The 22327-nt window shown below is 71.3% G+C and carries 20 protein-coding genes; 4 read left to right on the forward strand and 16 right to left on the reverse strand.

What is annotated here, in order from left to right; genetic code table 11:
- Positions 1 to 195: 195 nt before the first annotated feature.
- Complete coding sequence (locus ACLBYB_RS10285; protein WP_447698695.1) at positions 196 to 2220, forward strand: L,D-transpeptidase family protein; 2025 nt, start codon at positions 196 to 198, stop codon at positions 2218 to 2220.
- Positions 2221 to 2362: 142 nt separating this feature from the next.
- Positions 2363 to 3877, forward strand: coding sequence for a DUF882 domain-containing protein (locus ACLBYB_RS10290; RefSeq protein WP_447698696.1), 1515 nt, complete (start codon positions 2363 to 2365; stop codon positions 3875 to 3877).
- Between the two features lie 82 nt (positions 3878 to 3959).
- Here the strand turns inward: ACLBYB_RS10290 and ACLBYB_RS10295 are convergent, their stop codons facing one another.
- The 15 genes from ACLBYB_RS10295 to ACLBYB_RS10365 form a co-directional block, all read right to left on the reverse strand.
- Complete coding sequence (locus ACLBYB_RS10295) at positions 3960 to 4211, reverse strand: hypothetical protein (protein ID WP_020091998.1); 252 nt, start codon at positions 4209 to 4211, stop codon at positions 3960 to 3962.
- A 192-nt stretch (positions 4212 to 4403) separates the two neighbouring features.
- Complete coding sequence (gene ppdK / locus ACLBYB_RS10300; RefSeq protein WP_447681352.1) at positions 4404 to 7094, reverse strand: pyruvate, phosphate dikinase; 2691 nt, start codon at positions 7092 to 7094, stop codon at positions 4404 to 4406.
- Positions 7095 to 7259: 165 nt separating this feature from the next.
- Positions 7260 to 7403: a DUF3096 domain-containing protein gene (locus tag ACLBYB_RS10305; RefSeq protein ID WP_012319762.1), complete on the reverse strand. Its 144-nt coding sequence runs from the start codon at positions 7401 to 7403 to the stop codon at positions 7260 to 7262.
- A gap of 109 nt (positions 7404 to 7512) precedes the next feature.
- Entirely contained in the window at positions 7513 to 8616 is a 1104-nt protein-coding gene (gene pufC / locus ACLBYB_RS10310) for a photosynthetic reaction center cytochrome PufC (protein WP_056528659.1), read from the reverse strand.
- A 10-nt stretch (positions 8617 to 8626) separates the two neighbouring features.
- On the reverse strand, positions 8627 to 9607 hold the full coding sequence (pufM, locus tag ACLBYB_RS10315) for a photosynthetic reaction center subunit M (protein WP_447681350.1): 981 nt from the start codon (positions 9605 to 9607) through the stop codon (positions 8627 to 8629).
- Positions 9608 to 9697: 90 nt separating this feature from the next.
- Complete coding sequence (pufL, locus tag ACLBYB_RS10320; RefSeq protein ID WP_020091994.1) at positions 9698 to 10522, reverse strand: photosynthetic reaction center subunit L; 825 nt, start codon at positions 10520 to 10522, stop codon at positions 9698 to 9700.
- A gap of 81 nt (positions 10523 to 10603) precedes the next feature.
- On the reverse strand, positions 10604 to 10795 hold the full coding sequence (gene pufA / locus ACLBYB_RS10325; protein WP_020091993.1) for a light-harvesting antenna LH1, alpha subunit: 192 nt from the start codon (positions 10793 to 10795) through the stop codon (positions 10604 to 10606).
- Between the two features lie 10 nt (positions 10796 to 10805).
- Positions 10806 to 11042 carry a light-harvesting antenna LH1, beta subunit gene (gene pufB / locus ACLBYB_RS10330; RefSeq protein ID WP_012319767.1) on the reverse strand — a complete coding sequence of 79 codons (237 nt, stop codon included), beginning with the start codon at positions 11040 to 11042 and terminating at the stop codon, positions 10806 to 10808.
- A 127-nt stretch (positions 11043 to 11169) separates the two neighbouring features.
- Positions 11170 to 11391: a hypothetical protein gene (locus tag ACLBYB_RS10335; protein ID WP_026604760.1), complete on the reverse strand. Its 222-nt coding sequence runs from the start codon at positions 11389 to 11391 to the stop codon at positions 11170 to 11172.
- A gap of 35 nt (positions 11392 to 11426) precedes the next feature.
- On the reverse strand, positions 11427 to 12893 hold the full coding sequence (gene bchZ, locus ACLBYB_RS10340; RefSeq protein WP_447681349.1) for a chlorophyllide a reductase subunit Z: 1467 nt from the start codon (positions 12891 to 12893) through the stop codon (positions 11427 to 11429).
- A complete protein-coding gene (bchY, locus tag ACLBYB_RS10345) occupies positions 12893 to 14422 on the reverse strand; it encodes a chlorophyllide a reductase subunit Y (RefSeq protein ID WP_447698697.1) in 1530 nt (509 codons plus the stop codon). The genes bchZ and bchY overlap by 1 nt, the downstream gene beginning before the upstream one ends.
- A gap of 5 nt (positions 14423 to 14427) precedes the next feature.
- Positions 14428 to 15432, reverse strand: a complete 1005-nt coding sequence (locus ACLBYB_RS10350; protein WP_020091989.1) for a chlorophyllide a reductase iron protein subunit X — start codon at positions 15430 to 15432, stop codon at positions 14428 to 14430.
- Positions 15429 to 16367 carry a chlorophyll synthesis pathway protein BchC gene (gene bchC, locus ACLBYB_RS10355; RefSeq protein WP_091976542.1) on the reverse strand — a complete coding sequence of 313 codons (939 nt, stop codon included), beginning with the start codon at positions 16365 to 16367 and terminating at the stop codon, positions 15429 to 15431. The genes ACLBYB_RS10350 and bchC overlap by 4 nt, the downstream gene beginning before the upstream one ends.
- A 94-nt stretch (positions 16368 to 16461) precedes the next feature.
- On the reverse strand, positions 16462 to 17589 hold the full coding sequence (locus ACLBYB_RS10360) for a methyltransferase (protein WP_447698698.1): 1128 nt from the start codon (positions 17587 to 17589) through the stop codon (positions 16462 to 16464).
- 29 nt (positions 17590 to 17618) lie between these two features.
- On the reverse strand, positions 17619 to 18488 hold the full coding sequence (locus ACLBYB_RS10365) for a polyprenyl synthetase family protein (protein WP_056528639.1): 870 nt from the start codon (positions 18486 to 18488) through the stop codon (positions 17619 to 17621).
- Between the two features lie 106 nt (positions 18489 to 18594).
- Between ACLBYB_RS10365 and crtD the strand changes: the two genes are divergently transcribed.
- On the forward strand, positions 18595 to 20130 hold the full coding sequence (gene crtD / locus ACLBYB_RS10370) for a 1-hydroxycarotenoid 3,4-desaturase CrtD (RefSeq protein WP_447698699.1): 1536 nt from the start codon (positions 18595 to 18597) through the stop codon (positions 20128 to 20130).
- The gene (locus tag ACLBYB_RS10375) at positions 20127 to 20987 is read left to right on the forward strand and encodes a carotenoid 1,2-hydratase (protein WP_447681344.1); all 861 of its coding nucleotides are present in this window, start codon (positions 20127 to 20129) and stop codon (positions 20985 to 20987) included. The genes crtD and ACLBYB_RS10375 overlap by 4 nt, the downstream gene beginning before the upstream one ends.
- Here the strand turns inward: ACLBYB_RS10375 and ACLBYB_RS10380 are convergent.
- Positions 20947 to 22275 carry a glycosyltransferase family 87 protein gene (locus ACLBYB_RS10380; protein ID WP_447698700.1) on the reverse strand — a complete coding sequence of 443 codons (1329 nt, stop codon included), beginning with the start codon at positions 22273 to 22275 and terminating at the stop codon, positions 20947 to 20949. The genes ACLBYB_RS10375 and ACLBYB_RS10380 overlap by 41 nt on opposite strands.
- Positions 22276 to 22327: the final 52 nt, after the last annotated feature.

Consider the following 22327-nt stretch of genomic DNA (forward strand, 5'->3'; position numbering starts at 1 on the left):
CTGGAATTCTCGGCCCTGCTGCGTCGCGCCGGCAAAATGATTGAGCGGATCGTAAGCTGAGCAGCATTAGAAATGACACATTCATCTGCAGGACCGAGCCTCTATTCGCGATGACTGCGGTTGCTCAAAGCCACGCTTGCGCGGATAATCACAATCTGAGCGTGCGGTCCTGCCGCCGCGCCCCGGGAGATCACGATGCGCGTCCCGCGCTCCAGCCTCATCGCGCTGGCCGCCCTTCTCGGCGGCACGCTGGCACCGGCCGGCTCCCTCCGCGCCGCGACGGCCGCGCTGGACCAGCCGGCCGCCGATGTCCCCGCGACCCCGCCCGCTGCCGCGCCGGGGCCAGCGGCGCCCGCGCCGGCGGACCCGTCGGCGCCCGCCGCGACCGCCCTTCCCGACTACAAGCCTGAGGCGCCGGCGGCCGAGCCGGCCCCGGCTCCCGCCGCGGCGGCCCCGGTCGCCCCGACGGACCCGCTCGGCGCCGCAATCTTCGCCCGGTTCGCGGATGCCGCGCCCCTGCTGCTCCGCCTCACCGGCAAGGACCGCGACGCGATCCGGAGCTTCTACGAGGCCCGCAGCTTCAAGCCGCTCTGGATCTCCGGCGGGGCCTGGACCGACGCCGCGAAGGCGGTCTCGGCGCGGCTGGCGGCCGCCGCCGAGGACGGGCTCGACCCCCGCGCCTACACGGTCCCGGCGCTCGCCGACAAACCGGACGAGAAGGCGGTCGCCGACGCCGATCTGCGCCTGTCCGCGGCGGCGGTTCTCTATGCCCGGGACGCCCGCGGCGGTCGGATCAACCTGGCCTCGATCTCGAGGCTGATCACCCCGCACCTTGATCTGCCGGCCGGCAACGACGTCCTGGCGAAGCTCGACGAGGCCGGCGCGAAAGCCGGCGAGGCACTGCAGGCCTACAACCCGGCGACTCCGGGCTATCTCGCGCTGAAGGCGCGGCTCGCCAGCCTGCGGGCGCCTGCGCCGACCGCGGTGAAGCCGCTGCGCCTCCCGGCCGGGCCGGCCCTGCGCGTCGGCATGCGTGATGCCCGCGTCCCGCTGCTGCGGGCACATTTCAACCTCGAGAGCCGTCCGGCCGCGACCCTGGACAGGGGGCCCGGCGAGCCGGAGGAGTACGATTCCGTGGTCGCCGACGCGGTGGCCAAGTTCCAGCGCGGCCGCGGCCTGCCGGGGAACGGCGTCCTGAACGTCCAGACGGTGCTCGCCCTCGCCGATGCCGGCCGCACGGCGCGCCCGACGGGCGGTGAGGCCGAACTCATCGTCAACATGGAGCGGTGGCGCTGGCTCCCGGGCGATCTGGGGCCGGATTACATCCTCGTCAACGTGCCGGAATATCGCCTGCGCGCCTACCGAGGCGGTGTGATGCGCGACGAAGCGCGGGTCATCGTCGGCAAGCCGGAATCGCGCACGCCGCTGTTCTCCGGCATGATGGAGTACGCGGTCGTCAACCCGTCCTGGTACGTCCCGCCGTCGATCCTGAAGACGATGGCGCCGAAGCTCGCCGGCTACGGCGGCAAGACCTGGGGCGGCTACGAGGTCGTCCGTCGCGGCGGGCACATCTCGCTGCGCCAGCCCCCGGGGGAGCGCAACGCGCTCGGCTTCATCAAGTTCATGTTCCCGAACCAGCACGCGGTCTACCTGCACGACACGCCGAACCGCTCGCTGTTCTCCGCCGCGAAGCGCGATTTCAGTCACGGCTGCGTTCGCGTCGACGACCCGTTCCGGCTCGCCGACGCGGTGCTGCCGAACTGGTCCGCGGATCGGCTGAAGAAGCTGATCGGCAAGGGCGAGCGCACCATTCGGCTGCCGGAGAAGCTGCCGGTCCACCTCGCCTACTTCACCGCCTTCGTGGACGACGGCGGCGCCTACCGCACCCTTCCGGATCTCTACGGCTACGACGCGCCGATGCGCGCGGCCCTCGGGCTGCCCGGCGGCGGCGGGCCGGCGATCGCGAGGCTCCCGGACGAGCCGCCGCGGCGCAAGGCCGAGCGCGCCCCGAAGCCGCCCGCGCCCCGGACCGTCGATCGCCGCGCGCCCGAGCGGCCGGTCGCGGATGCCGACGCGTGGCCGGGCGGGCGCTACGAGGAGGCGGAGACGCCGCGCCGCGCCCAGCGTCGCGCCGCCCGTGCCGACAGCGCGCCGGAATACGGCGAGCCCGGCCTCTGGACGCCCGCGCCGCAGCAGGCGGCGCCGCGCGGGTGGTGGTAGCCCACCCGCGCCACCAGCAACTTTCAGGTGCGCGGCCGCACAGCCGGGCACGATTTCGCCACGGTCGAGCCTTAGCCGTTTCGGTCGCGAACCCGGTTCAACAGGCGTCGGGTCAGGCTGTCGGGAGAGGATCAGGACCGTCGTGCCCAGTCTCCCGCGCGCCCTTCGCCACGTCACTCTCGCCCTGTCCGGCCTCGCGCTCGGACTGATCGCCGGGACGGCCGAGACCGAGGACGCGGTCGCCAACGGCGACACCCGCTCCCTGTCGATCTACCACACCCACACGCAGGAGAGCGCGACCATCACGTTCAAGCGCGATGGTCGCTACGATCGCGCGGCCCTCGAGCAGCTGAACTGGCTCCTGCGCGACTGGCGGGTCAACGAGCCGACCAAGATGGACCCGCGGCTGTTCGATACGGTCTGGGAGGCCTATCGCCAGGTCGGCGCGACGCAGCCGATCCACGTCGTGTCGGCCTACCGCTCCCCGGGCACCAACGCGATGCTGCGCCGCCGCTCCAGGATGGTGGCCGAGTACAGCCAGCACATGCTCGGCAAGGCGATGGACTTCTTCCTGCCGGACGTGTCGATCGACCGGATCCGGGAGGTCGGCCTCCGGATGCAGCGGGGCGGCGTCGGCTGGTACCCCCATGCCGGAACGCCCTTCGTGCACCTCGACGTGGGTTCGGTGCGGATGTGGCCGCGCATGACCCACGACCAGCTCGCCCGCCTGTTCCCGGACGGCAAGACCGTCCTGCTCCCGAGCGACAACCGCCCCTTCCCTCGCTACGAGGAGGCCAAGGCCGAGATCCTGGCCCGCGGCGGTACCGTGGCGGGCCTCACGACGCAGATGGCCAGCGGCGAGGAGGAGGACGGGCCCGGCCTGTTCGGCTTCCTGGCCAGCCTGTTCGGCGGCGGCCGGTCCGCACCGGAACCCGCGCCGGTGCCGGCCCCGGTGGAGACGGCGCGGAAGTCGCGCCGCGCGCCCGTCGTCGCCGTGGCGAGCGCCGATCCGCAGGATCCGGCGGCCGCGCGCGCGGCCCTCGCCTACGCGGCGCCCGCGGCCGACGACGCCCTGCGCGGCTCGCTCGCCGAGCGGGCACAGGCGAAAGGTGCCGAGACCAAGCCCTCCGACATCAGGCCCGCCGACGCCAAGGCGTTCCTGACCGCCAGTCAGCCGGTCGCCGTCGACGATACCGTGACCGCCGTCACGGCACCGCTCCCGCCGCGGCGCCCCGCCGATATGGCCGCCGTCGCGGCGAGCCTGAACATGCCCCTGCCGCCGCCCCGCCCTGTGCAGTTCGCGGCGCTGGAGCGCGGGATGGCCAATTTCGCGCCGGCTGCCGAGATCCGCGCCCTCGACAAGCCGGCGGCGGCGGTTCCGGCTCGCGCCCGCTCCCTCGTGGCTCCGGACGCGGATGCCAAGGCGCAACTGCGCGCCCTGTTCGACTCCGTATCGGCCGGCCCGGGCGCTGCCCCCGCGAGCCGCGCCGCGCCCGTGCACGTGGCCGCCACGCGCCTGCGCGGTGCCGCGCCCGACGCGGTGGTCGGCGCCGCGCCCGATCGGGTCACCACGCGCTTCAGTCCACGCAGCCCCGGCGACGATCTGCCGACCCGTTTCACCGGCTCGGCCGCGCGGGCCGTGTCGGGGGCGCGGTGATTCGACCGTCGTCGTCAGGACGTCCGCATCGGAGCCGCGCAGTGGACCGGGCCACCCGGGGCGGTCGACGCCGGATACGCACTCAGCGCAGAGGCTTGGACAGGTTGACCGCCAGCGCGCCGACCAGCGTGGTCGCGTAGCTGTCTTCCTGCGTCGCCGAGATGCGCTCCGCCTCGCTGCCGCTGTTGGCCGCGACCGACATCATCAGCATCACGGCCGTGACGACACCGCCGAGACCGGCGACGAGAGCGAGATAGGCGCGGACGGCGACGCTCGGAACAGCCGCGACCGCTTCGGTCTCAGCGAGGCACAGCGGCGATGGGCTGTGGGACATGGTGGCGGCCGCTTCTGACGGGCGATGCTGAACCCGACGCGGGCCGATTAGGCGCACGTAGGGCGTACCCGTTCAATCGAAGAACGCCTCAAAAAGAGGCGAGTTCGACCGAAAGGCGAATTTTTCCACTGATCCTCATACGGACGGTTGATAGCCGAAAGGGGGACGTGCTCGGCGTCCCCCGGACTGGTCTCAGCCTTCCTTGCCGGCGACCTTGCCGAGCGCCGCCTGTGCGGCCGCGAGCCGGGCAATCGGCACCCGGTAGGGCGAGCAGGACACGTAGTCGAGTCCCACCTCCTGGCAGAAGCCGACCGAGGCGGGATCGCCGCCGTGCTCGCCGCAGATGCCGAGCTTGATGTCTGGCCGGGTCTTGCGGCCGCGCTCGACGCCGATGCGCACCAGCTCGCCTACGCCTTCCTGGTCGATCGTGATGAACGGGTCGGCCGGCAGGATGCCCTTCTGGGTATAGGGGCCCAGGAAGGTGGCCGCGTCGTCGCGGGAGATGCCGAGCGCCGTCTGGGTCAGGTCGTTGGTGCCAAAGGAGAAGAACTCCGCGGTCTCGGCGATCTCATTGGCCTTGAGGGCCGCGCGCGGCAGCTCGATCATCGTGCCGACCTGATAGTCGAGGGTCGCGCCCTTCTCCTCGGCCACGGCCTTCGCCATGGCGTCGATGCGGGCCTTCACGATGTCGAACTCGGCGCGGGTGAAGACCAGCGGCACCATCACTTCGGGCGTCACCGCCTTGCCGGTATCGGCGGCCGCCTGGACGGCGGCCTCGAAGATCGCGCGGGCCTGCATCTCGGCGATCTCCGGGAAGGCGATCGCGAGGCGGCAGCCCCGGAAGCCGAGCATCGGGTTGTGCTCGGACAGCTCGCGCGTCCGGTGCCGGATCTTCTCCTCGGAGACGCCCGTCGCCTTCACGACCTCGGCGACCTCGGCGTCGGTGTGCGGCAGGAACTCGTGGAGCGGCGGGTCGAGGAGGCGGATCGTGACCGGCAGGCCGGACATGATCGTGAACAGCTCCAGGAAGTCCTGCCGCTGGTAGGGCAGGATCTTCGCCAGCGCCGCGCGCCGGCCCTCGGCGTCGTCGGCGAGGATCATCTCGCGGACCGCGATGATGCGGTCACCCTCGAAGAACATGTGCTCGGTGCGGCAGAGGCCGATGCCCTCGGCGCCGAAGTTGCGCGCGGTCCGGGCGTCGGTCGGCGTGTCGGCGTTGGCGCGGACCTTCATGCCGCGGATCGCGTCGGCCCACTCCATCAGGGTGGCGAAGTCGCCCGACAGCTCGGGCTCCAGCATCTTCACCTCGCCCTGGATCACCTGGCCGGTGGAGCCGTCGATGGTGATCCGGTCGCCGGCCTTCAGCGTCGTGCCGCCGACCGTCAGGGTCTGCGCCTTGTAGTCGATCCGGATCGAGCCGACGCCGGAGACGCAGGGCTTGCCCATGCCGCGGGCCACCACGGCCGCGTGGCTGGTCATGCCGCCGCGGGTGGTGAGGATGCCCTCGGCGGCGTGCATCCCGTGGATGTCCTCGGGCGAGGTCTCGATCCGGACGAGGATGCACTTGCGCTCGGCCTTGCGGTGGGCCTCCGCGTCCTCGGAATTGAACACGATCTCGCCGGTCGCCGCGCCGGGCGAGGCCGGCAGGCCGGAGGCGATGACCTTGCGGTCGGCCTTCGGGTCGATGGTCGGGTGCAGGAGTTGGTCGAGGGCGCCGGGCTCGACGCGGCCGATCGCCTCCTCCTTCGAGATCAGCCCCTCGCCCGCCAGATCAACGGCGATGCGCAGGGCGGCCTTGGCCGTGCGCTTGCCGTTGCGGGTCTGGAGCATCCAGAGCTTCCCCTTCTCGATGGTGAACTCCATGTCCTGCATGTCGCGGTAGTGCGACTCTAGGATCCCGTAGATCCGGGTCAGCTCCGCGAAGCTCTCCGGCATGGCCTTCTCCATGGAAGGCTTGTCGCTCTCCGCCTCTTCCCGCGCCTTCTCGGTGATGTTCTGCGGGGTGCGGATGCCCGCCACGACATCCTCGCCCTGCGCGTTGATCAGGAACTCGCCGTAGAGCGCCTTCTCACCGGTGGAGGGGTTGCGGGTGAAGGCGACGCCGGTGGCCGACGTGTCGCCCATGTTGCCGAACACCATGGCCTGCACGTTGACGGCCGTGCCCCAGCTCTCCGGGATGTTGTTCAGCTCCCGGTACTTCTTCGCGCGGGGGATCATCCACGAATTGAACACGGCGCCGATCGCGCCCCAGAGCTGGTCGTCCGCGCCCTGCGGGAAGTCCGAGCCGTGCTCGTCGCGCACGATCTTCTTGTAGGTCTGGATGAGGGTCTTCCAGTCGCCGGCGCCGAGCTCGGTGTCGAGGTCGAAGCCCTTGCCCTCCTTGTACTGCTCCAGCGCCTCCTCGAAGGCGTGGTGCTCAACGCCGAGCACCACGTTCGAGTACATCGTGATGAACCGCCGGTACGAATCGTAGGCGAAACGCTCGTCGTCGGCCTCCTTGGCGAGGGCCAGGACGGTCTCGTCATTGAGGCCGAGATTGAGGACCGTGTCCATCATGCCGGGCATCGAGGCGCGCGCACCCGAGCGGACCGACACGAGCAGCGGGTTCGTCGCGTCGCCGAACTTGCGGCCGGTGAGCTTGCCCACCTGGGCGAGCGCTTCCGCGACCTGATCCTTGAGCTCCGGCGGATAGGATTTGCCGTGATCGTAGAAGTAGGTGCAGACCTCGGTGGTGATCGTGAAGCCCGGCGGGACCGGCAGGCCCAGGTTGGACATCTCGGCGAGGTTGGCACCCTTGCCGCCGAGCAGGTCGCGCATCTGCGACTTGCCCTCCGCCTTGCCGTCGCCGAAGGCATAGACCCACTTCGCGCTGCCGGTCGCCATGTCGATCCCGTCCGTATCTGGTGCCCGGCGCCGGCCGAGCTGATGGGCGGGGTTGGACCATCCCGCAGCGCAACGCAAGATGAACGCGCGATGGCCCTGTGCGTGCACGGCTGACGGCTCGAGCGGTCTGTCAGGTCCGCGCCGTCGCGGCGCGGGCGCGGCCCGTCAATGCAGGATTCCGAGCCCGATCACGCCGACGACGATCAGGTAGATCGCGACGATGTAGTTGAGCAGCCGCGGCATCACCAGGATCAGGATTCCGGCGAGGATCGCGATCAGCGGCTGGAGGTTCGAGATGGTGATGGTCACGGACGCCTCCTGAGGGCCGAGCTTGGCCGCCGGTATCGACGCCTCTACCCCACGGAGGTTCCCTGTAGCTTGGGCGGGGCGGCCGGTCGTCCGGCCGCCCCGGGGCGGATCAGGGCTTCGGCGTCGGGGTCTCGGTCCCGGGGATCGGGTCCTTGGCCTCGCCGGTCGGCAGGCTCACGGCGATCGTCGGATGCGACAGCTCCGGGTAGGGCTCGATCACGTTGGCGCCGTTGAGCGGCTTGTTGGCGCCGTTGTGACAGGTGGCGCAGTTGATCTTCGGCACGTCGCCCAGTATCCCGAGCCGGTTCCGCGGGAACGTCGATTTCAGCGGCTCCATGTAATCCTGGTTCAGGTCACGCACCATCCGGATGCCGTACCAGGCATGGACGCGGTTGGGCGTGCTGGTGTCCCACTGCGCCACCGATCGGGTGTTGTGGCAGAAGGTGCAGTTGACCCCGAGAGACTGCGACATGCTGATCATGATCGCGAAGGTCTTCTCGGCGTCCTGGATCGGCTTGCCCTTGGTCTCCGGCAGCGCCGTGGTGGCGTTGACCCGGACCGCGTCCTCCGACGTTTCCTTGTGCTGATAGAAGGCCTGATAGACGTCGTAGGGCAGCGAGGTGTTGCCGACTTCTGCGGAGGCGAGGTTCTGGCTGTTGTTGCGCGGGATGAAGCGCCCCGCCCCCTGGACCGGATGATCGAACCAGATATTGGCCGGCACCGGATTGCCGCGGTGACAGGTGTAGCAGGTCACGCCCGCCTGATGGACGTGGTTCTCCTTCCAGGACGAGTTGATGTACTGGGTCATCTGGAGCATCCGCCGGGCGACGCGCTTCTGGTAGAGCTCGTCGGACGCCATGTTCTCGGTGCTGTGGCAGTAGGTGCAGCCCTGCTGCGGGGCCACCCACTCGGTGATCGACACCATCAGCCGGTTGAACTGCTCGGCCGAGAGATCGCCCAGAACCTGGACGTTCTGGTAGACGGCCGAGGCCTTGTCGCCGCCCGCATCGGCCGGATCGGCCGGGGTCGGGGCGACGTTCGCGGCGGCCAGCGCCTCGTTGCCGGCGCGGGTGCGGATCAGGTCCATGCCCGTCCCGCGGAAGCCGGTCTGCTTGTTCGCCATCGGCGGGTGGGTCCAGCCGGCGCCGCCGAACATCGCGATGGTGAGGAAGAGGGCCAGTGCGCCGCCGGCCACCGCCAGAATCGTCTTCATGACGGCCTCCTCACGGCTTCATGCCGGGTGCGAGATGGGCGGGATCCACGATCGGGCCGTAGACCTGCGGATACGAGGGCGCGACGCCGTGCTTGACGGCCCAGAGGTACCAGTTGTCGACCACGGTCCCGGTGAGCAGGATGCCGATGCCGCCGGTCAGCGTCGTCAGCACGGCGAACCACCACGCCCAGCGGTGGATCGACTCCATCGTGGCGTTGAAGCCCATGGTCCAGCGCCAGAACAGGGCGGCGCGCTCGGTGGCCGTGCCGCGGTCGACGATCTGGTCGATCTCGCGCTCCGCGCCGTAGCGCGAGCAGGCCAGGATCGTGCCCCCGTGCATCGCGAACAGCAGCGTCGACCCGTAGAGGAACGTGATCGAGAGCATGTGGAACGGATTGTAGAAGAGGTTCCCGTAGCGGAGCGAGAAGGCCGCGGTCCAGTCGAGGTGCGGGAAGATGCCGAACGGCACGGCTTCCGACCACGAGCCCATCAGCACCGGCCGGATGAAGCCGAGGACGAGGTAGAGCCAGATCGCCGACGCGAAGGCCCACGGTACGTGCAGGCCGAGGCCGAGCGCCCGCGCCCGCTTGTAGAGATGGACCCACCACAGCAGGATCGAGGCCGTCAGGAAGAAGCCGGCGATGAGCCACCACCCACCCTCGTTCAGGGGCGGGAGGACCTTCAGGCCGTACTTCGGGAGAGGCGGCTCGAGGGCGAGCCACGGCAATTGCCGGACGAACTGGACCGGGTCCCAGTTCACCGAGGCCCACATGTTGAGCCCGATGATCTCGAAGGCGATCACCCCGCATGTGATCGACAGAGCCGCGATGTAGCCGATGTAGATCGGCCCGACCTGGCTGTTGCCGATCAGCCCGAACAGGTAGCTGTTGAACGGCTTGCCGACCCGCTCGTCGACCGCGACCGGGACGCCCTGATCCGGCACGAGCGGGCGCACCTGAACCTGCGTGAAGATGTTCTGGTAATAGGCCATGGCCTGCCCTCCCCCGGAGTGCCGCGCACTGGGCGGCGGCGACCCACGTTAGTCCCCTCGTTCCGATCGCGTCCGATCGCGTCCGATCCGTCACCGCCAGACCGGCAGGTTGAGCCACCAGCCCCACCATTGCGGCCAGCCCTGCGTCCAGAACGGCCCGCTGATGACGATGCAGACCGCGCTCCAGAACCCTGCAGAGAGGGCCAGGAACAGGCCGAGGCGGTGGATGCCGAGCGTGCCGATCGAGTAGCCGATCGTGTCGCGGAAGAAGGTGTCCTCGTGCTCGGGCGTCTTCACGGTCTCGCCCTTCTTCGGGTTGGTCGCCGACAGGATCAGGCCGCCGTGCATCGCCAGGGCCAGCGTCGTCGTGAAGAAGAACGTCACGGCCAGCATGTGAGCCGGATTATAGTGGAAGTGGAGATACTGGTATCCGGTGTTGGACACCCAATCGAGATGGCTGAGGATGCCGTACGGGAAGCCGTAGCCCCAGGCGCCCATCAGCAGCGGCCGGATCACCACGAGGGTGAAGTAGGCGAAGATCGCCATGCCGAAGGCCGCGGGGACGTGGTAGCCGATCCCGAGCTTGCGGCAAATCTCGACCTCGCGCAGCGCCCAGGAGACGAACGAGCCGAGCGCGCACATGGTGATGATCTGCCAGAGCCCGCCATCCTTCAGCGGCGCGAGTCTCAGGCCGTAGCTGACATCGGGCGGCGCGATGTTGATCTGCCAGATGTTCCAGGTCGGTCCGATCGCGGCCCCGTAGATGACGAGCGCGGTGCCCAGCACCGTGAAGAACATGCCGACGACGCCGAAGAAACCGACGAAGAACGGCCCGACCCAGAAGTCGAACAGGTCACCTCCGAGCAAGGTGCCGCCGCGAACCCTGTATTTGCGCTCGAAGCTCAGCATCGCCATGGCGGCTGCTCCTCAGTCAGGCCGGAGAAGAGGAAATATGGGTGGACCGCGGCCCTCGCGCGCCGCGGTCCGGACCGGCACTCAGGCCGGCATCTGCGGCAGCGCGAGCGTGATGGTGTTCTGGGCCGCCTTGTTGTTTCTCGGGCCGTCCAGCCAGTTGAACCGGTCGGTCGAGAGCAGGATGAAGTGGATCAGCAGCGCCAGGATAAAGAGGAAGGTGAACAGAGCCACCAGCGTGCGCCGCGGATCGAAGAGCAACCAAACCTTGTGCATCCGATCCTCCTCAGCCGATCATCGTGACGAGGGCGTGGGCCGCATCGCGAACGCCCTCGAGAGAGGCGTAGCCCTGCGGTCCGGGGAGCCACGGACGCCACAGCCAGACAAGGATGTGGGCGACCACGGCGATCGCCGTGAAGATGAGGAAGCTCGTCAGGAAGATCGCGTGGAACTCCTTGGCTTCCGGTTCCGTCAGCCCGGACAGGCTGCTCGGTCTTTCTGTTGTGACGGGTCCACTCGCCATCGTTCAGACCTCCGTGTGTTGGCCGCGCCTCTGGCGAGGCGCGACGGGTTCAGCCGCGATGCCTTTCGGCTGTCACGGCCCGACTTCCCCCGCGTGACCGGACGGAAGCGTCTCGCTCAGGGGCGTTTCAGCCCATGAAGGCGAAGGGGATCGCCTGAACCGCCATGGCGCGGGCTTCGCCGAAGACCGAGCGGCGCGCCGGCGCCAGGCCCGGGCGGGCCGTCTCGCGGCTGGGCCGGAACCGGTTCAGCGCCGCGGCGGCGAGGAAGAACGGGTAGGTCGCCGCCAGGATCAGCCGGAACTGAAACGCTTCCTGGTGCTGGCGGCCGGTCGGGACCATCGTTCGCATCGTCAGGTCTCCTCTGGGTGAAACGGAAAGGCGGCTCATGCGGGCACTCCTCCCGCGAGGGCGGCCCGGGCCCGCGCCACGTGAGCGGGCGCTACCGCGGCGGCCTCGGTGTCCCGGGCAGCCCGCTCGGCGGCGTCGCGCAGGCGCTTGGCCGCGGAGATCCGGGCGAGCACCGGCTGGGCCTCGACCAGGGCGTCGAGCGCCTGCCGGGCGGCCTCGTCCCACGGCAGCTCGGCGTGGCGCCGGGCCGGCGTCGCCTCGACCTTGTCCATGTCGCGGGCGAGCGGCAGGATGTGGAAGAGGGTGTCGAACAGGGCGTTGCAGACCTCCTGGACCAGGTAGGTCGCCCCGGCGTAGCCCATGAAGGGCGTCCCGGTGTGGCGCCGGATGATCGCGCCGGGGAACGAGGCCGGCACGTAGGTCGCCCGGGCTCCGCACTCGGCGAGGTACATCCGCTCGTTGAACGAGCCGAACAGCACCAGCGGCGGCTTGGCCGCGACGGCGGCGCGGACGGCCGCGTTGTCGGGCTTCAGACCGGCCGAGCGCCCGAAGGCGAAGTGGCAGGGCAGGCCCATCTCGTCTTCGAGGAAATGGCGCACGCCGCGCGCGTAGGTCTCGGTCGCGACGATGCCGAAGCTGGCGGTCCCGAAGAAGTCCTGCGTCACCGAGCGCCAGAGATCCCATACCGGCTTGATCGTCGTGTGCCGCTCCCGCTCGATGAACGGCTCGGGATCGAGGCCCAGGATCGCGCCCAGCGAGCGCAGGAACTTGGTCGTGGACAGGATGCCGATCGGCGCCTGCAGGTACGGGCGCTCCAGATCCTCGCAGAGCAGCCGCCCGAACTCCCGGTAGAGGCAGATATTGGCGTCGGCGTTGACCAGCTTCGGCACGTCGGCGAGGTGCGCGCCGAGCGGGAAGGTGAGGTTCACCTCGGCGCCGATCCCCTCGACCAGCCGCCGGATCTCGGAGAGGTCGGACGGCATGTTGAAGGTGCCGTAGGCCGGGCCGATGAGGTTCACCCGCGGCTTCTCGCCGGGCTTCTTCTCCGGCCGGGCCGGGATGCCCTTCTTGGCGAACTTCTTCGCCCCGTACTCCTGCCAGAGCCAGCGCATCGCCCGGTCGGCGGCCTGCCACTGGTCCTCGTCGATCGTGCGCGGCAGGAAGCGCTGGAGCCCCGTGCCCTCCGGCGTCACGCCTCCGCCGATCATCTCGGCGATGGAGCCGGTGACCACGACGCTGGGCTGGCCCGGATCGAGGGTCGCGTGGGCGCGCTTCATGGCGCCCTCGGTGCCGTGCCGGCCGAGTTCCTCTTCCGCCAAGCCCGTGACCACGATCGGCAGCTCGTGCGGCGGCAGCGCGTCGGTGTAGTGCAGCACCGAGGTGACCGGCAGGTTCTCGCAGCCGACGGGGCCGTCGATGACGACCTGCAGGCCCTTGATCGCCGTGAAGACGTAGACCGCGCCCCAGTAGCCGCCGGCCCTGTCGTGATCGAGGATGAGCATCAGGCCATCTCCCCGATCGGCTTCTTCGGACCCTCGATCTTCGGGCCCTGGCGCTTCTGCGGCACCTCCTGCCAGACGCCCGCGGCGTGGCCGGTGCCGACGCCCTCGAAGAAGTCGCGCATGGCGTCGAAGCGCGCCCTGTTGCCGAGGGCGGCGTTGATCACCGTGGCGAGCGACCCGGCGCCGGCCGCGCCCATCAGCGGGCGCGCCGAGATCAGGTTGGTGAAGTAGAGCGCCGGGGTGCCGCGCTCCTTGGCGCGCTGCACCACCGGCGTCGTGCCGATGGCGAGATCGGGCTTCAGCGCTTCGAAGGCGAACAGATCATCCTCGAGGGAGGCCCGGTAGCGGACCTCCGTTCCGCGAGACTCGAGCCAGTCGCGATCCGCCTCCGACCAGGGCGTGCGCGGGCAGGCGGTGCCGACATAGGGGACCTCGGCGCCGCTCTCGACGAGGAGGCGCGCCACGAGCAGCTCCGATCCCTCGTAGCCCGAGAGCGTGATCCGCCCCTTGATCGGCATCGCGCCGAGCGCGCCGCGGATGCCGGGCAGGATCCGGTTCTTGGCCGCCTCGACGGTGGCGCGGGGCACGCCGCAGGCCTCGCCGATCCGGTCGAGCCAGTCGGCGGTCCCGTCGACGCCGACGGGAGCGGAGCCGACGATCGGGCGGCCCGCCGCCTCGAACTCGCGGATCGAGGCCGTGTAGAACGGGTGAATCGCCGCCACCGCCGCGCAGTCGAGGGCCGCGTAGAGCTCGCGCCATTCCCGGGTCGGCACGACCGGGCCGGCCGCCAGCCCCAGCGGCTCCAGGAGCGCACCGATCACCACCGGGTCGGCCGGGAAGACCTCGCCCAGCAGCGCGACGCTGGGGCGCTCGGAACGGCCACCGCGGGGGGCGGCGACGGGCCCCTGCTCGGCCTCCGCGCGGGCGACCTTGAGCATGGCGCCGGCGAGCACGTCCTTCGCTTCCGCGTGGGTCGGGACGCCGAAGCCCGGCACGTCGATGCCGATCACCCGGACGCCGTCGATCGCCTTCGGCAGCAGGCGCAGCGGCACACCGGAGGCCGTCGGGACGCAGAGGTTGATGACGACGACGGCGTCGTAATCCTCCGGCTTCGCAGTCGCGTGGACCGCCTCGCGGATGTCCTCGAACAGCTTGCCGGTGACGAGCGTCTCGGAGTTGAACGGCACGTAGCCGACGCTGCGCCGCGCCCCGTAGAAATGCGACGTGAAGGTCAGGCCGTACACGCAGCAGGCCGAGCCCGACAGGATCGTCGCCGTGCGGCGCATCCGCAGACCGACCCGCAGCGAGCCGAAGGCCGGGCACATGCTCTGCGGCTGGTCGTGCGGGCCCTGGGGATAATCCTCGCGCAGCTGCGCCAGGGTCTCCGATAGGCCGGCGGCTTCCGCGGCTGCCACCATCGCGTCCTTGCCGGCGTGGCAACCCAGGCCGTCGCTCTGCGCCGCGGCGAGGTCGACGGTGGCCGGCGCCTTGCGGGCCCGCAGATCGGCGATGTCGAGGGAGACGGCCATGCGCGTCAGACCTCGTCGTACACGACTTCGAGGGACGGCTTGGACACGTGGGCGACGCCGCACATGTCCTCGTGGGTCGCCGGAACCAGCACGACGTCGCGGCCGGTGGTCTCGCTGGAGAACAGGCCGAGCAGCCCGTCCTGCGAGAGCGGCGTCGGGCGGTGCGGCGCGGCCTCCGCGACATTGGCGGCGAGGTCCGCGAACAGGGTGCCCCAGCGCCCGTCCGGCTTGCCGATGATCTCGTAGTTCGCGCTCTTGCGGCGGATGTCCTCGTCGGCCGGGATCGAGGCCAGGACCGGGATGCCGGCCGCCTCCGCGAAGGCCTGGGCCTCGCCGGTGCCGTCGTCCTTGTTGATCACGAGGCCGCCGACGCCGACATTGCCCCCGAGCTTGCGGAAATACTCCACCGCCGAGCAGACGTTGTTGGCGACGTAGAGCGACTGCAGGTCGTTCGAGCCGACGACGATGACCTTCTGGCACATGTCCCGGGCGATCGGCAGGCCGAAGCCGCCGCAGACCACGTCGCCGAGGAAGTCGAGGAGGACGAAGTCGAAGCCCCACTCGTGGAAGCCCAGCTTCTCCAGAAGCTCGAAGCCGTGGATGATGCCGCGGCCGCCGCAGCCGCGCCCGACTTCGGGACCGCCGAGCTCCATGGCGTAGACGCCGTCGCGCTTGAAGCAGACGTCGCCGATCGCGACCGACTCGCCCGCGAGCTTCTTCCTGGTCGACGTCTCGATGATGGTCGGGCAGGCCTTGCCGCCGAAGAGGAGCGAGGTGGTGTCGCTCTTCGGGTCGCAGCCGATCAGCAGGACCTTCTTGCCCTGCTGGGCCATCATGTAGCTGAGATTGGCGAGGGTGAACGACTTGCCGATGCCGCCCTTGCCGTAGATCGCGATGATCTGCGTCTCCTTCTTGGCCGGTGCGGTGGACACGGCATCGGGCTCGATCGCGGCCTCGGCGCGGAGCTGGGTCGCCTGGGACAGGGCAGCCTTATTGAGCTGAACGTTCACGCGGCGTCCCTCCAGTCGAGGATCATCTTCAGGCAGCCCGGATCCGCGAACGCGGTGCGGTAGGCGTCCTGGGCCTGTGCCGCCGGGGCACGGTGGGTAATCAGCCCGTCGAGGGAGAGCCGGCCGCTCTCGATCATCCGCGTCACCGCCACCGTGTCCTCGGGCCTGAACTCGGCCGAGATCCGGATCCGGGCCTCGCGCATGAAGGCGGGCGGGAAAGCGAAGCTGAGGGGCGCCTCGTAGAACCCGGCGAGGACGATCTCGCCCCCCGGTGCGAGCCGGGCGATCAGGTCGTCGAGGCCGGCGGCGTTGCCGCTGACATCCGTGATCGTCGCGTAGTCGCGCCGGGGATCCGCGTCGGGTGCGACGACGGTGTATCCGTGCTCGCCGGCTGCGCGCACGGGGTCCGTCTCCCAGACGGTGGGCGCGGCGCCCGCCGCCAGGGTCAGCCGCGCGAGCAGCCGGCCGAGGACGCCGTGCCCGACGATGAGCGGAGCCGCGCCGGGGGCGAGGCGCCCGAGGGCGCGATGGGCGGTCGCCGCGAGGGCCAGGAGGCAGGCCTGCTCGCCGAGGGCCTCGTCCACCGGCACGAGGCGGGCGGCCGGTGCGACCAGATGGGACGCGGCGCCTCCGAACAGGCCGCGAACGGCGCCGAAGCACCGGGCCCCCGGGACGTAGACGGTCTGGCCGACCCGGACCGAAGCGCCGGCATCCGCCTCCACGACCGTCCCGACGGATTCGTAGCCCGGCACCAGGGGGTAGCCCATACCCGGGAAGGGCGGCATCCGCCCCGACCAGAGCAGGCGCTCGGTGCCGGTGCTGATCCCGCTCCAGGACACCGCCACGACCGCGTCCGCGTCAGTGGGCGGCGTCAGGGCCAGGCGCTGAACCGAGAGGTGCTCCGGGTTTTCCAGAATGACGGCCAGAGCGTCCATGGCTGGAAGTGTCCACCCTTTGCGTTGCGACTCTCTCTGGTGCGAAGCCGCTATGTGTCATCCTAGATAGACACAGATCAGCGTCAAGTCACACTTACTTTGCTGGGCCTGTTTTTTGGGCTCTCAGCACCCGCGCGAGCAGCGGGCGACGTGTCGGATGCTCGTGCGTGGCGGTGAAACCTGCGGCCGCGAGCATCGCGCGCAGCTCCTCGGCCCGGCGCGGCCGGCCGGAGCCCATCGCCAGGAGGTAGAAGCCGAAATAGGCGTCGCCGACCGGCTCCGCGCCGGGCGTCCCGGCCATCGGCTCCGCGATGAGCAGCGTGCCGCCCGGCGGCAGCGCCGCGTAGGCCGCCCGCAGCAGTGCCTGGGCCGGCGCGTCGTCGTGATCGTGGACGATCCGCACCAGGGTGATCGTGTCGGCGCCCGCGGGCAGCCCGCCGTGGAAGTCGCCTCCGCGGCAGGCGATCCTGTCGCCGAGGCCGGATTGGTCGAGGCGCGCTCGGGCGCGGTCGGCGACGGCCGGCAGGTCGAACAGGGTCATGCGGGGGCCGGCGTGCCGCGCCGCCACGGCCTGCAGGAAGGCGCCCTCGCCGCCGCCGACATCCATGAGGTGCCGGACGCGCGACAGGTCGCAGGCGTCGAGCACATCCTCGGCGATCAGCGCCTGCGAGGCACCCATCAAGCCGCTGTAGGGAGCCACCATGCGCGCGTCGCCCGTCGCCCCGGCCGCGTAGGGCCAGTAGCCCGCGAGGCGGGTCGGCTGGGCCTGTCCGCGCAGCAGGGCGACCGGATCCGCGAGATCCGCGTAGAGCAGCGCGTGATGCTCGATCATGGCGGCGATGCCGGGATTGCCGACCAGGGCCGCGCCCAAGTCGGCGAGCCCGAATCGGTCATTCGACAGGGCGCGCAGCAGACCGAGGGACTCGGCGGCGCGCAGCAGGCGTCGTGCCGCGTCGGGCGTGAGGTCGAGCCGCCGCGCCAGCGCGTCGACCGTCAGCGGGCCATCCGCGAGGATCGCGAACAGGTCGAGGCGGATGCAGGCGGTCAGGACCTGCGCGTAGACGAAGCCGGCACAGAGGTCGAACAGCGCGCGCGTGTTGCGCTGCGCGACGCGGCGCGTCAGCGGAAAACCCGCCGCCCAGCGCTGGAACCGGGGGCTGGCGACGAGGCGGTTGCGCCACGCGAGCCACCTGTCCGCCCACGCGGGCGGAACGGGCGGCACCGTGCCGGTTCCGGGGAGCGATCCGGCGCTCAGACCGCCACCGCGCGCAGGCTCGCGGGCAGGAACAGCCGCGCCTGCGCCTCGATCTCGGCGGTGAGCGCGGCCACGCCCGGACAGGGCGGGATCGCCGCGATCGCCTCGCGGGTCAGCCGGGACAGGCGCTCCATCGCGCCGCCGGTACCCAGCAGAGCGGCGGCGTTGGGGCGGCCCAGCGTCGCGTCGCGCCCGGCGGGCTTGCCGATCTCCTCCTGCCGGCAGGCGACGTCGCGCAGGTCGTCGGCGACCTGATAGGCCTCGCCGAGGCACTCGCCGAGGCGGCGCCAGGGTTCCGGATCCGCGCCCGCCGCCGCGGCACCCGCCACGGTGGCGGCGGCGAACAGGGCGCCCGTCTTCGCCTGCTGATAGTCGCTGAGGCTGATATGCGCCTCCGATTCCCAGGCCTGCCCGGCCGCGATGCCGGACGGCGACCCCGCGGCGCGACCGAGGAGTCCGACGAGGCGCCCGAGGCGCGCCGGATGAGGCCCGACGGACCGCGCGAGGGTCTCGAAGGCGAGGACGATCAGGGCGTCGCCGGTCAGGACGGCGATCGGCTCGCCGAAGGCGACGTGGACGGAGGGTTTCTGCCGCCGCATCGGCGCGTCGTCGAAGCACGGCAGGTCGTCGTGGACCAGTGAGGCGCAGTGCAGGAGCTCGATAGCGGCGGCGGCCGCCACGGACCCCGCCGGGTCGTCGTCGCCGCAGGCGCGGGCCACCGAGAGGCAGAGGCGCGGCCGGATCCGATGGCCGCCGGGAAACACCGCGTAGCGGAGAGCCTCCGCCAGAAGGGGCGGGGCGCCGGGCGCCTCCGCGTGCGCAACGGCGCGATCCAGCGCCATCTCGATCCGCCGACCGGACTCCATATCGTTGCCTCCCGTGTTGTATGCGGTTGTCAGCAACAGGTGTCATTTCTTATTGACACTTTGCGGAGGGTAGATCAATCCCGTGGTGGGGGAGTTCGGAGCGGCCGTGGCGCAGGAGCGCGTCGTCGTGATCGGTGCCGGGATCGGTGGCCTCGCCGCCGCCCTGCGGCTCGCCCATGCCGGCTTCGAGACGACAATCCTCGAGCGCGCGCCGCAGCCCGGCGGGAAGATGCGCGCCGTCCCGGTCGGGGACCGCGCCGTCGAGGCCGGTCCGACCGTCTTCACGATGCGCTGGGTTCTCGAGGAGCTATTCGCCGAGTGCGGGGCGGATCTCGGCGACCGGGTCGCCCTGTCACCGGCAAGGCTCCTCGCCCGTCACGCCTGGAGCCGGGACGAGCGTCTCGACCTCTTCGCCGATATCGACGCGTCGGCGGACGCGATCGCGGCCTTCGCGGGACCGCGCGAGGCGGACGGCTACCGGCGCTTCTGCGCCCGCTCGGCCGAGGTCTACCGCACCCTCGAAGGGCCGTTCATCCGCGAGGGCCGGACGGGTCCCGCCGGCCTCGCGCAGCGGGTCGGGCTCTCGGGCCTCGGCGATCTCTGGCGAATCCAGCCCTTCACGACGCTCTGGTCGGCGCTGGGGGCGTACTTTCGCGACCCGCGACTGCTCCAGCTGTTCGGCCGCTACGCCACCTATTGCGGCGCCTCGCCCTTCACGGCACCGGCGACGCTGATGCTCGTCGCCCACGTGGAGCAGGCCGGCGTCTGGACCGTCGCGGGAGGGCTCAGCGGCCTCGCGCGGGCGGTGGCCGATCTGGCGGCGGAGCGCGGCGCGACCTTCCGGTACGGCGCGGAGGTCGCGCGGATCCTCACGGACGGCGGCCGCGTCACCGGCGTGCGCCTTAGCGACGGCACGACTGTGGCTGCCGACTACGTCGTCTGCAACGCGGACTGCGCGGCCCTGGGGGCGGGGCTGCTCGGGCCCGAGGCGGCCGCCGCCGGCGAGCGGCTCGCGCCCGGCGAGCGCTCGCTCTCCGCGGTCACGCTCTGCGCGGAGGCGGTGCCGGCGGGTTTCCCGCTGGCGCACCACACGGTGTTCTTCTCGCGCGACTACCGGGCCGAGTTCGACGCGCTCCTGCGCGCCCGCCGCCTGCCCGACGACCCGACCGTCTACGTCTGTGCCCAGGACCGGGACGCGGCGGGCGCCGCGCCGCGGGGGCCGGAACGCCTGCTCCTGCTCGTCAACGCTCCGGCGGATGGCCGGGAGCGCCCCCTTCAGCCGCCGGAGATCGAGAGATGCGAGAGGAACCTGATCCGCCGGCTGGAGGCCTGCGGGCTCACCCTGGATTTCACGTCGTCGGCGGTCACGACGACGCCGCGGGACTTCGACGCCCTCTTCCCCGGGACGGGCGGAGCCCTCTACGGTCGGGCGGCACAGGGATGGGCGACGACCTTCAAGCGCGCGGGCGCGCGGACGGCGGTGCCGGGCCTCTATCTCGCGGGGGGCTCGATCCATCCCGGCCCGGGCGTGCCGATGGCGGCGCAGTCGGGGCGGCTGGCAGCGGCAGCGATCCTGGACGACCGCGATTCGATGGCGCGGTCGCGCGGGGCGGCTACGCGTGGTGGTACGTCGATGCGGTGAGCGACGACGGCCGCCAGGGCCTCACGATCATCGCGTTCATCGGCAGCGTGTTCTCGCCCTACTACGCCTGGAGCGCCGAGAAGGACCCCTTCGCCCACTGCGCCATGAACGTGGTGCTCTACGGCGACCGCGGCCGCTTCGCCATGACCGAGCGCCGCGCCGCCAGCCTGTCGCGCAGCGCCGACCACATCGCCGTCGGACCCAGCGCCATGCACTGGGACGGCACGGCGCTGACGGTGCGGATCGACGAGCGCGGCGCGCCCCTGCCCCGGAGGATCCGCGGCACCGTGCGCCTCGAGCCGCGCGGGTTCACGGGCGGCCCGTTCCATCTCGACCGGGCCGGGCGCCACCGCTGGTGGCCGATGTCGCCCTCCTCGCGGGTCGAGGTGGATTTCGACGCGCCGGACCTTCGCTGGAGCGGGAGCGGCTACTTCGACACCAACGACGGCGACGAGCCGCTGGAGGCCGCCTTCTCGCGGTGGACATGGTGCCGGGCCGACCTGCCGGACGGCGCGGCGATCCTCTACGACGTCCATCACCGCGACGGCGGCGGCCAGAACCTGTCGCTCCGGTTCTCCGCGGACGGCAGCCGCCGCGAGATCCGGCCGCCGCCCGGCGCGGCGCTCCCGGCGACGCGCTTCTGGCGGATGCCGCGCGAGACCCGCAGCGACGGTGGCCGCTCGCGGGTGCTCGCGACCTACGAGGACACGCCGTTCTACGCCCGCTCGCTGCTCGCCTCGACCCTGGGCGGCGAGCCGGTCCGGGCCATGCACGAGAGCCTGTCGCTCGACCGGTTCCGCAACCCGATGGTGCGACTCATGCTGCCCTTCCGGATCCCGCGGCCGCTGGCTCCGTGAGGGCCTCGGCGGCGCCCGTCCCGGATCGCCGTCGGCTCGGGGTGACGCTCCGCGGCATGACGCGCTCCGCGATGCAGGCGAAGGTCGCCATGCTCAGCACGAGGCCGAGGGAGAAGCCGGTCAGCGCCGCCGCCTCCCGGACGACCGCGAAGAGCGGCACCGCGCAGAGCAGGGCCCGCTCGCGCGGCCGCAGGCCGCCGGCGCGGTGCGCGGCGAGCGCCAGGAGGAGCACGGCTGGCACGAGGGGCGCCAGGTCGTAGACCGGGAGGTACGGCGACAGCAGCGGCGCGGAGACGAGGAGCGCGGCCGCGCGCAGCGTCGGGTCTGTGGGCCGGGACCAGGCGCGGCAGGCGAGGCCGAGCGCCAGTACGGCGACGAGACCCTGCGCCGTCCAGGCGGCGGCCATCGAGCCGCCGAGCAGGCGCACCGCGCCGAACGCGCTGGCGTTGAGGTTGAGGCTCGCCGCCGCGTTCTGCAGGATGATCCGGTTCGTGTCCCCGAGCGTGCCGAGAAAGCCGGTCCAGGGCGCCGTCCCGAACAGCGCCAGCGACGCGAGGCAGAGGGCCAGCACCGTCGACGCGCAGGCGGCCAGGCACGCGCGCCGTCCCGTCACCAGCAGCAGCAGGGGGGCGAGCGCCGCGAAGTGCGGCTTGTAGGCCAGCAGGCCGAAGCAGAGCCCGGCGAGCCACGGTCGGCGATCGACGAGCACCGCGCCGAGGGTGAGCAGCGACGCGGTGAACAGGCCGTTCTGGCCGTAGACGAGGTTGCAGAGCACGAGCGGGTGCGCGAGCGCGACGAGGGCCGCGTCCCGCCGGCCGGCCGCGACCCGCATCGCGAGCGCGAACAGGGCGAGGGAGAGCGCGGTCCAGAGCAGGTAGGCCGGCTGCAGATCCAGCAGTGCCATCGCGGCCGCCGGCAGGAGGAACACCGGGGGATAGTGCCACGCGAACCGGCACGCCTGCCCGCAGGCCGCCTTCAGGTTCGCCAAGTGCACCGGCAGGTCGTAGGGGTCCGCCCCCCGCCCCTCCAGCGCCGAGCGGCCCGCCACCCAGACCTGGACGAAGTCGTTGCCGAGGGGGTCGCCGTACCAGTTGCGCCGCGGGTCCGGGCCGGTCCCGTAGACGAGGAGGACCATGGCGAGGCCGAACGGCAGCAGCACCCAGGCCGCCCGCCTGCCGAAGGCGAACAGCCGGTCATCGCTGCTCAGGAGATGCGCGAGATCTGACCGGAGCGCGGCGGCGCGTGCTGTCGGTGAGCCCGGCACGCGGGTCTCGATGGGCGCTGGCATGACGGAGGATTTCCGCGTCCGGATTCCGCGGCAGCCTAGGCGCGCGCGGTTC

The organism is Methylobacterium sp. D54C, from assembly GCF_053345595.1.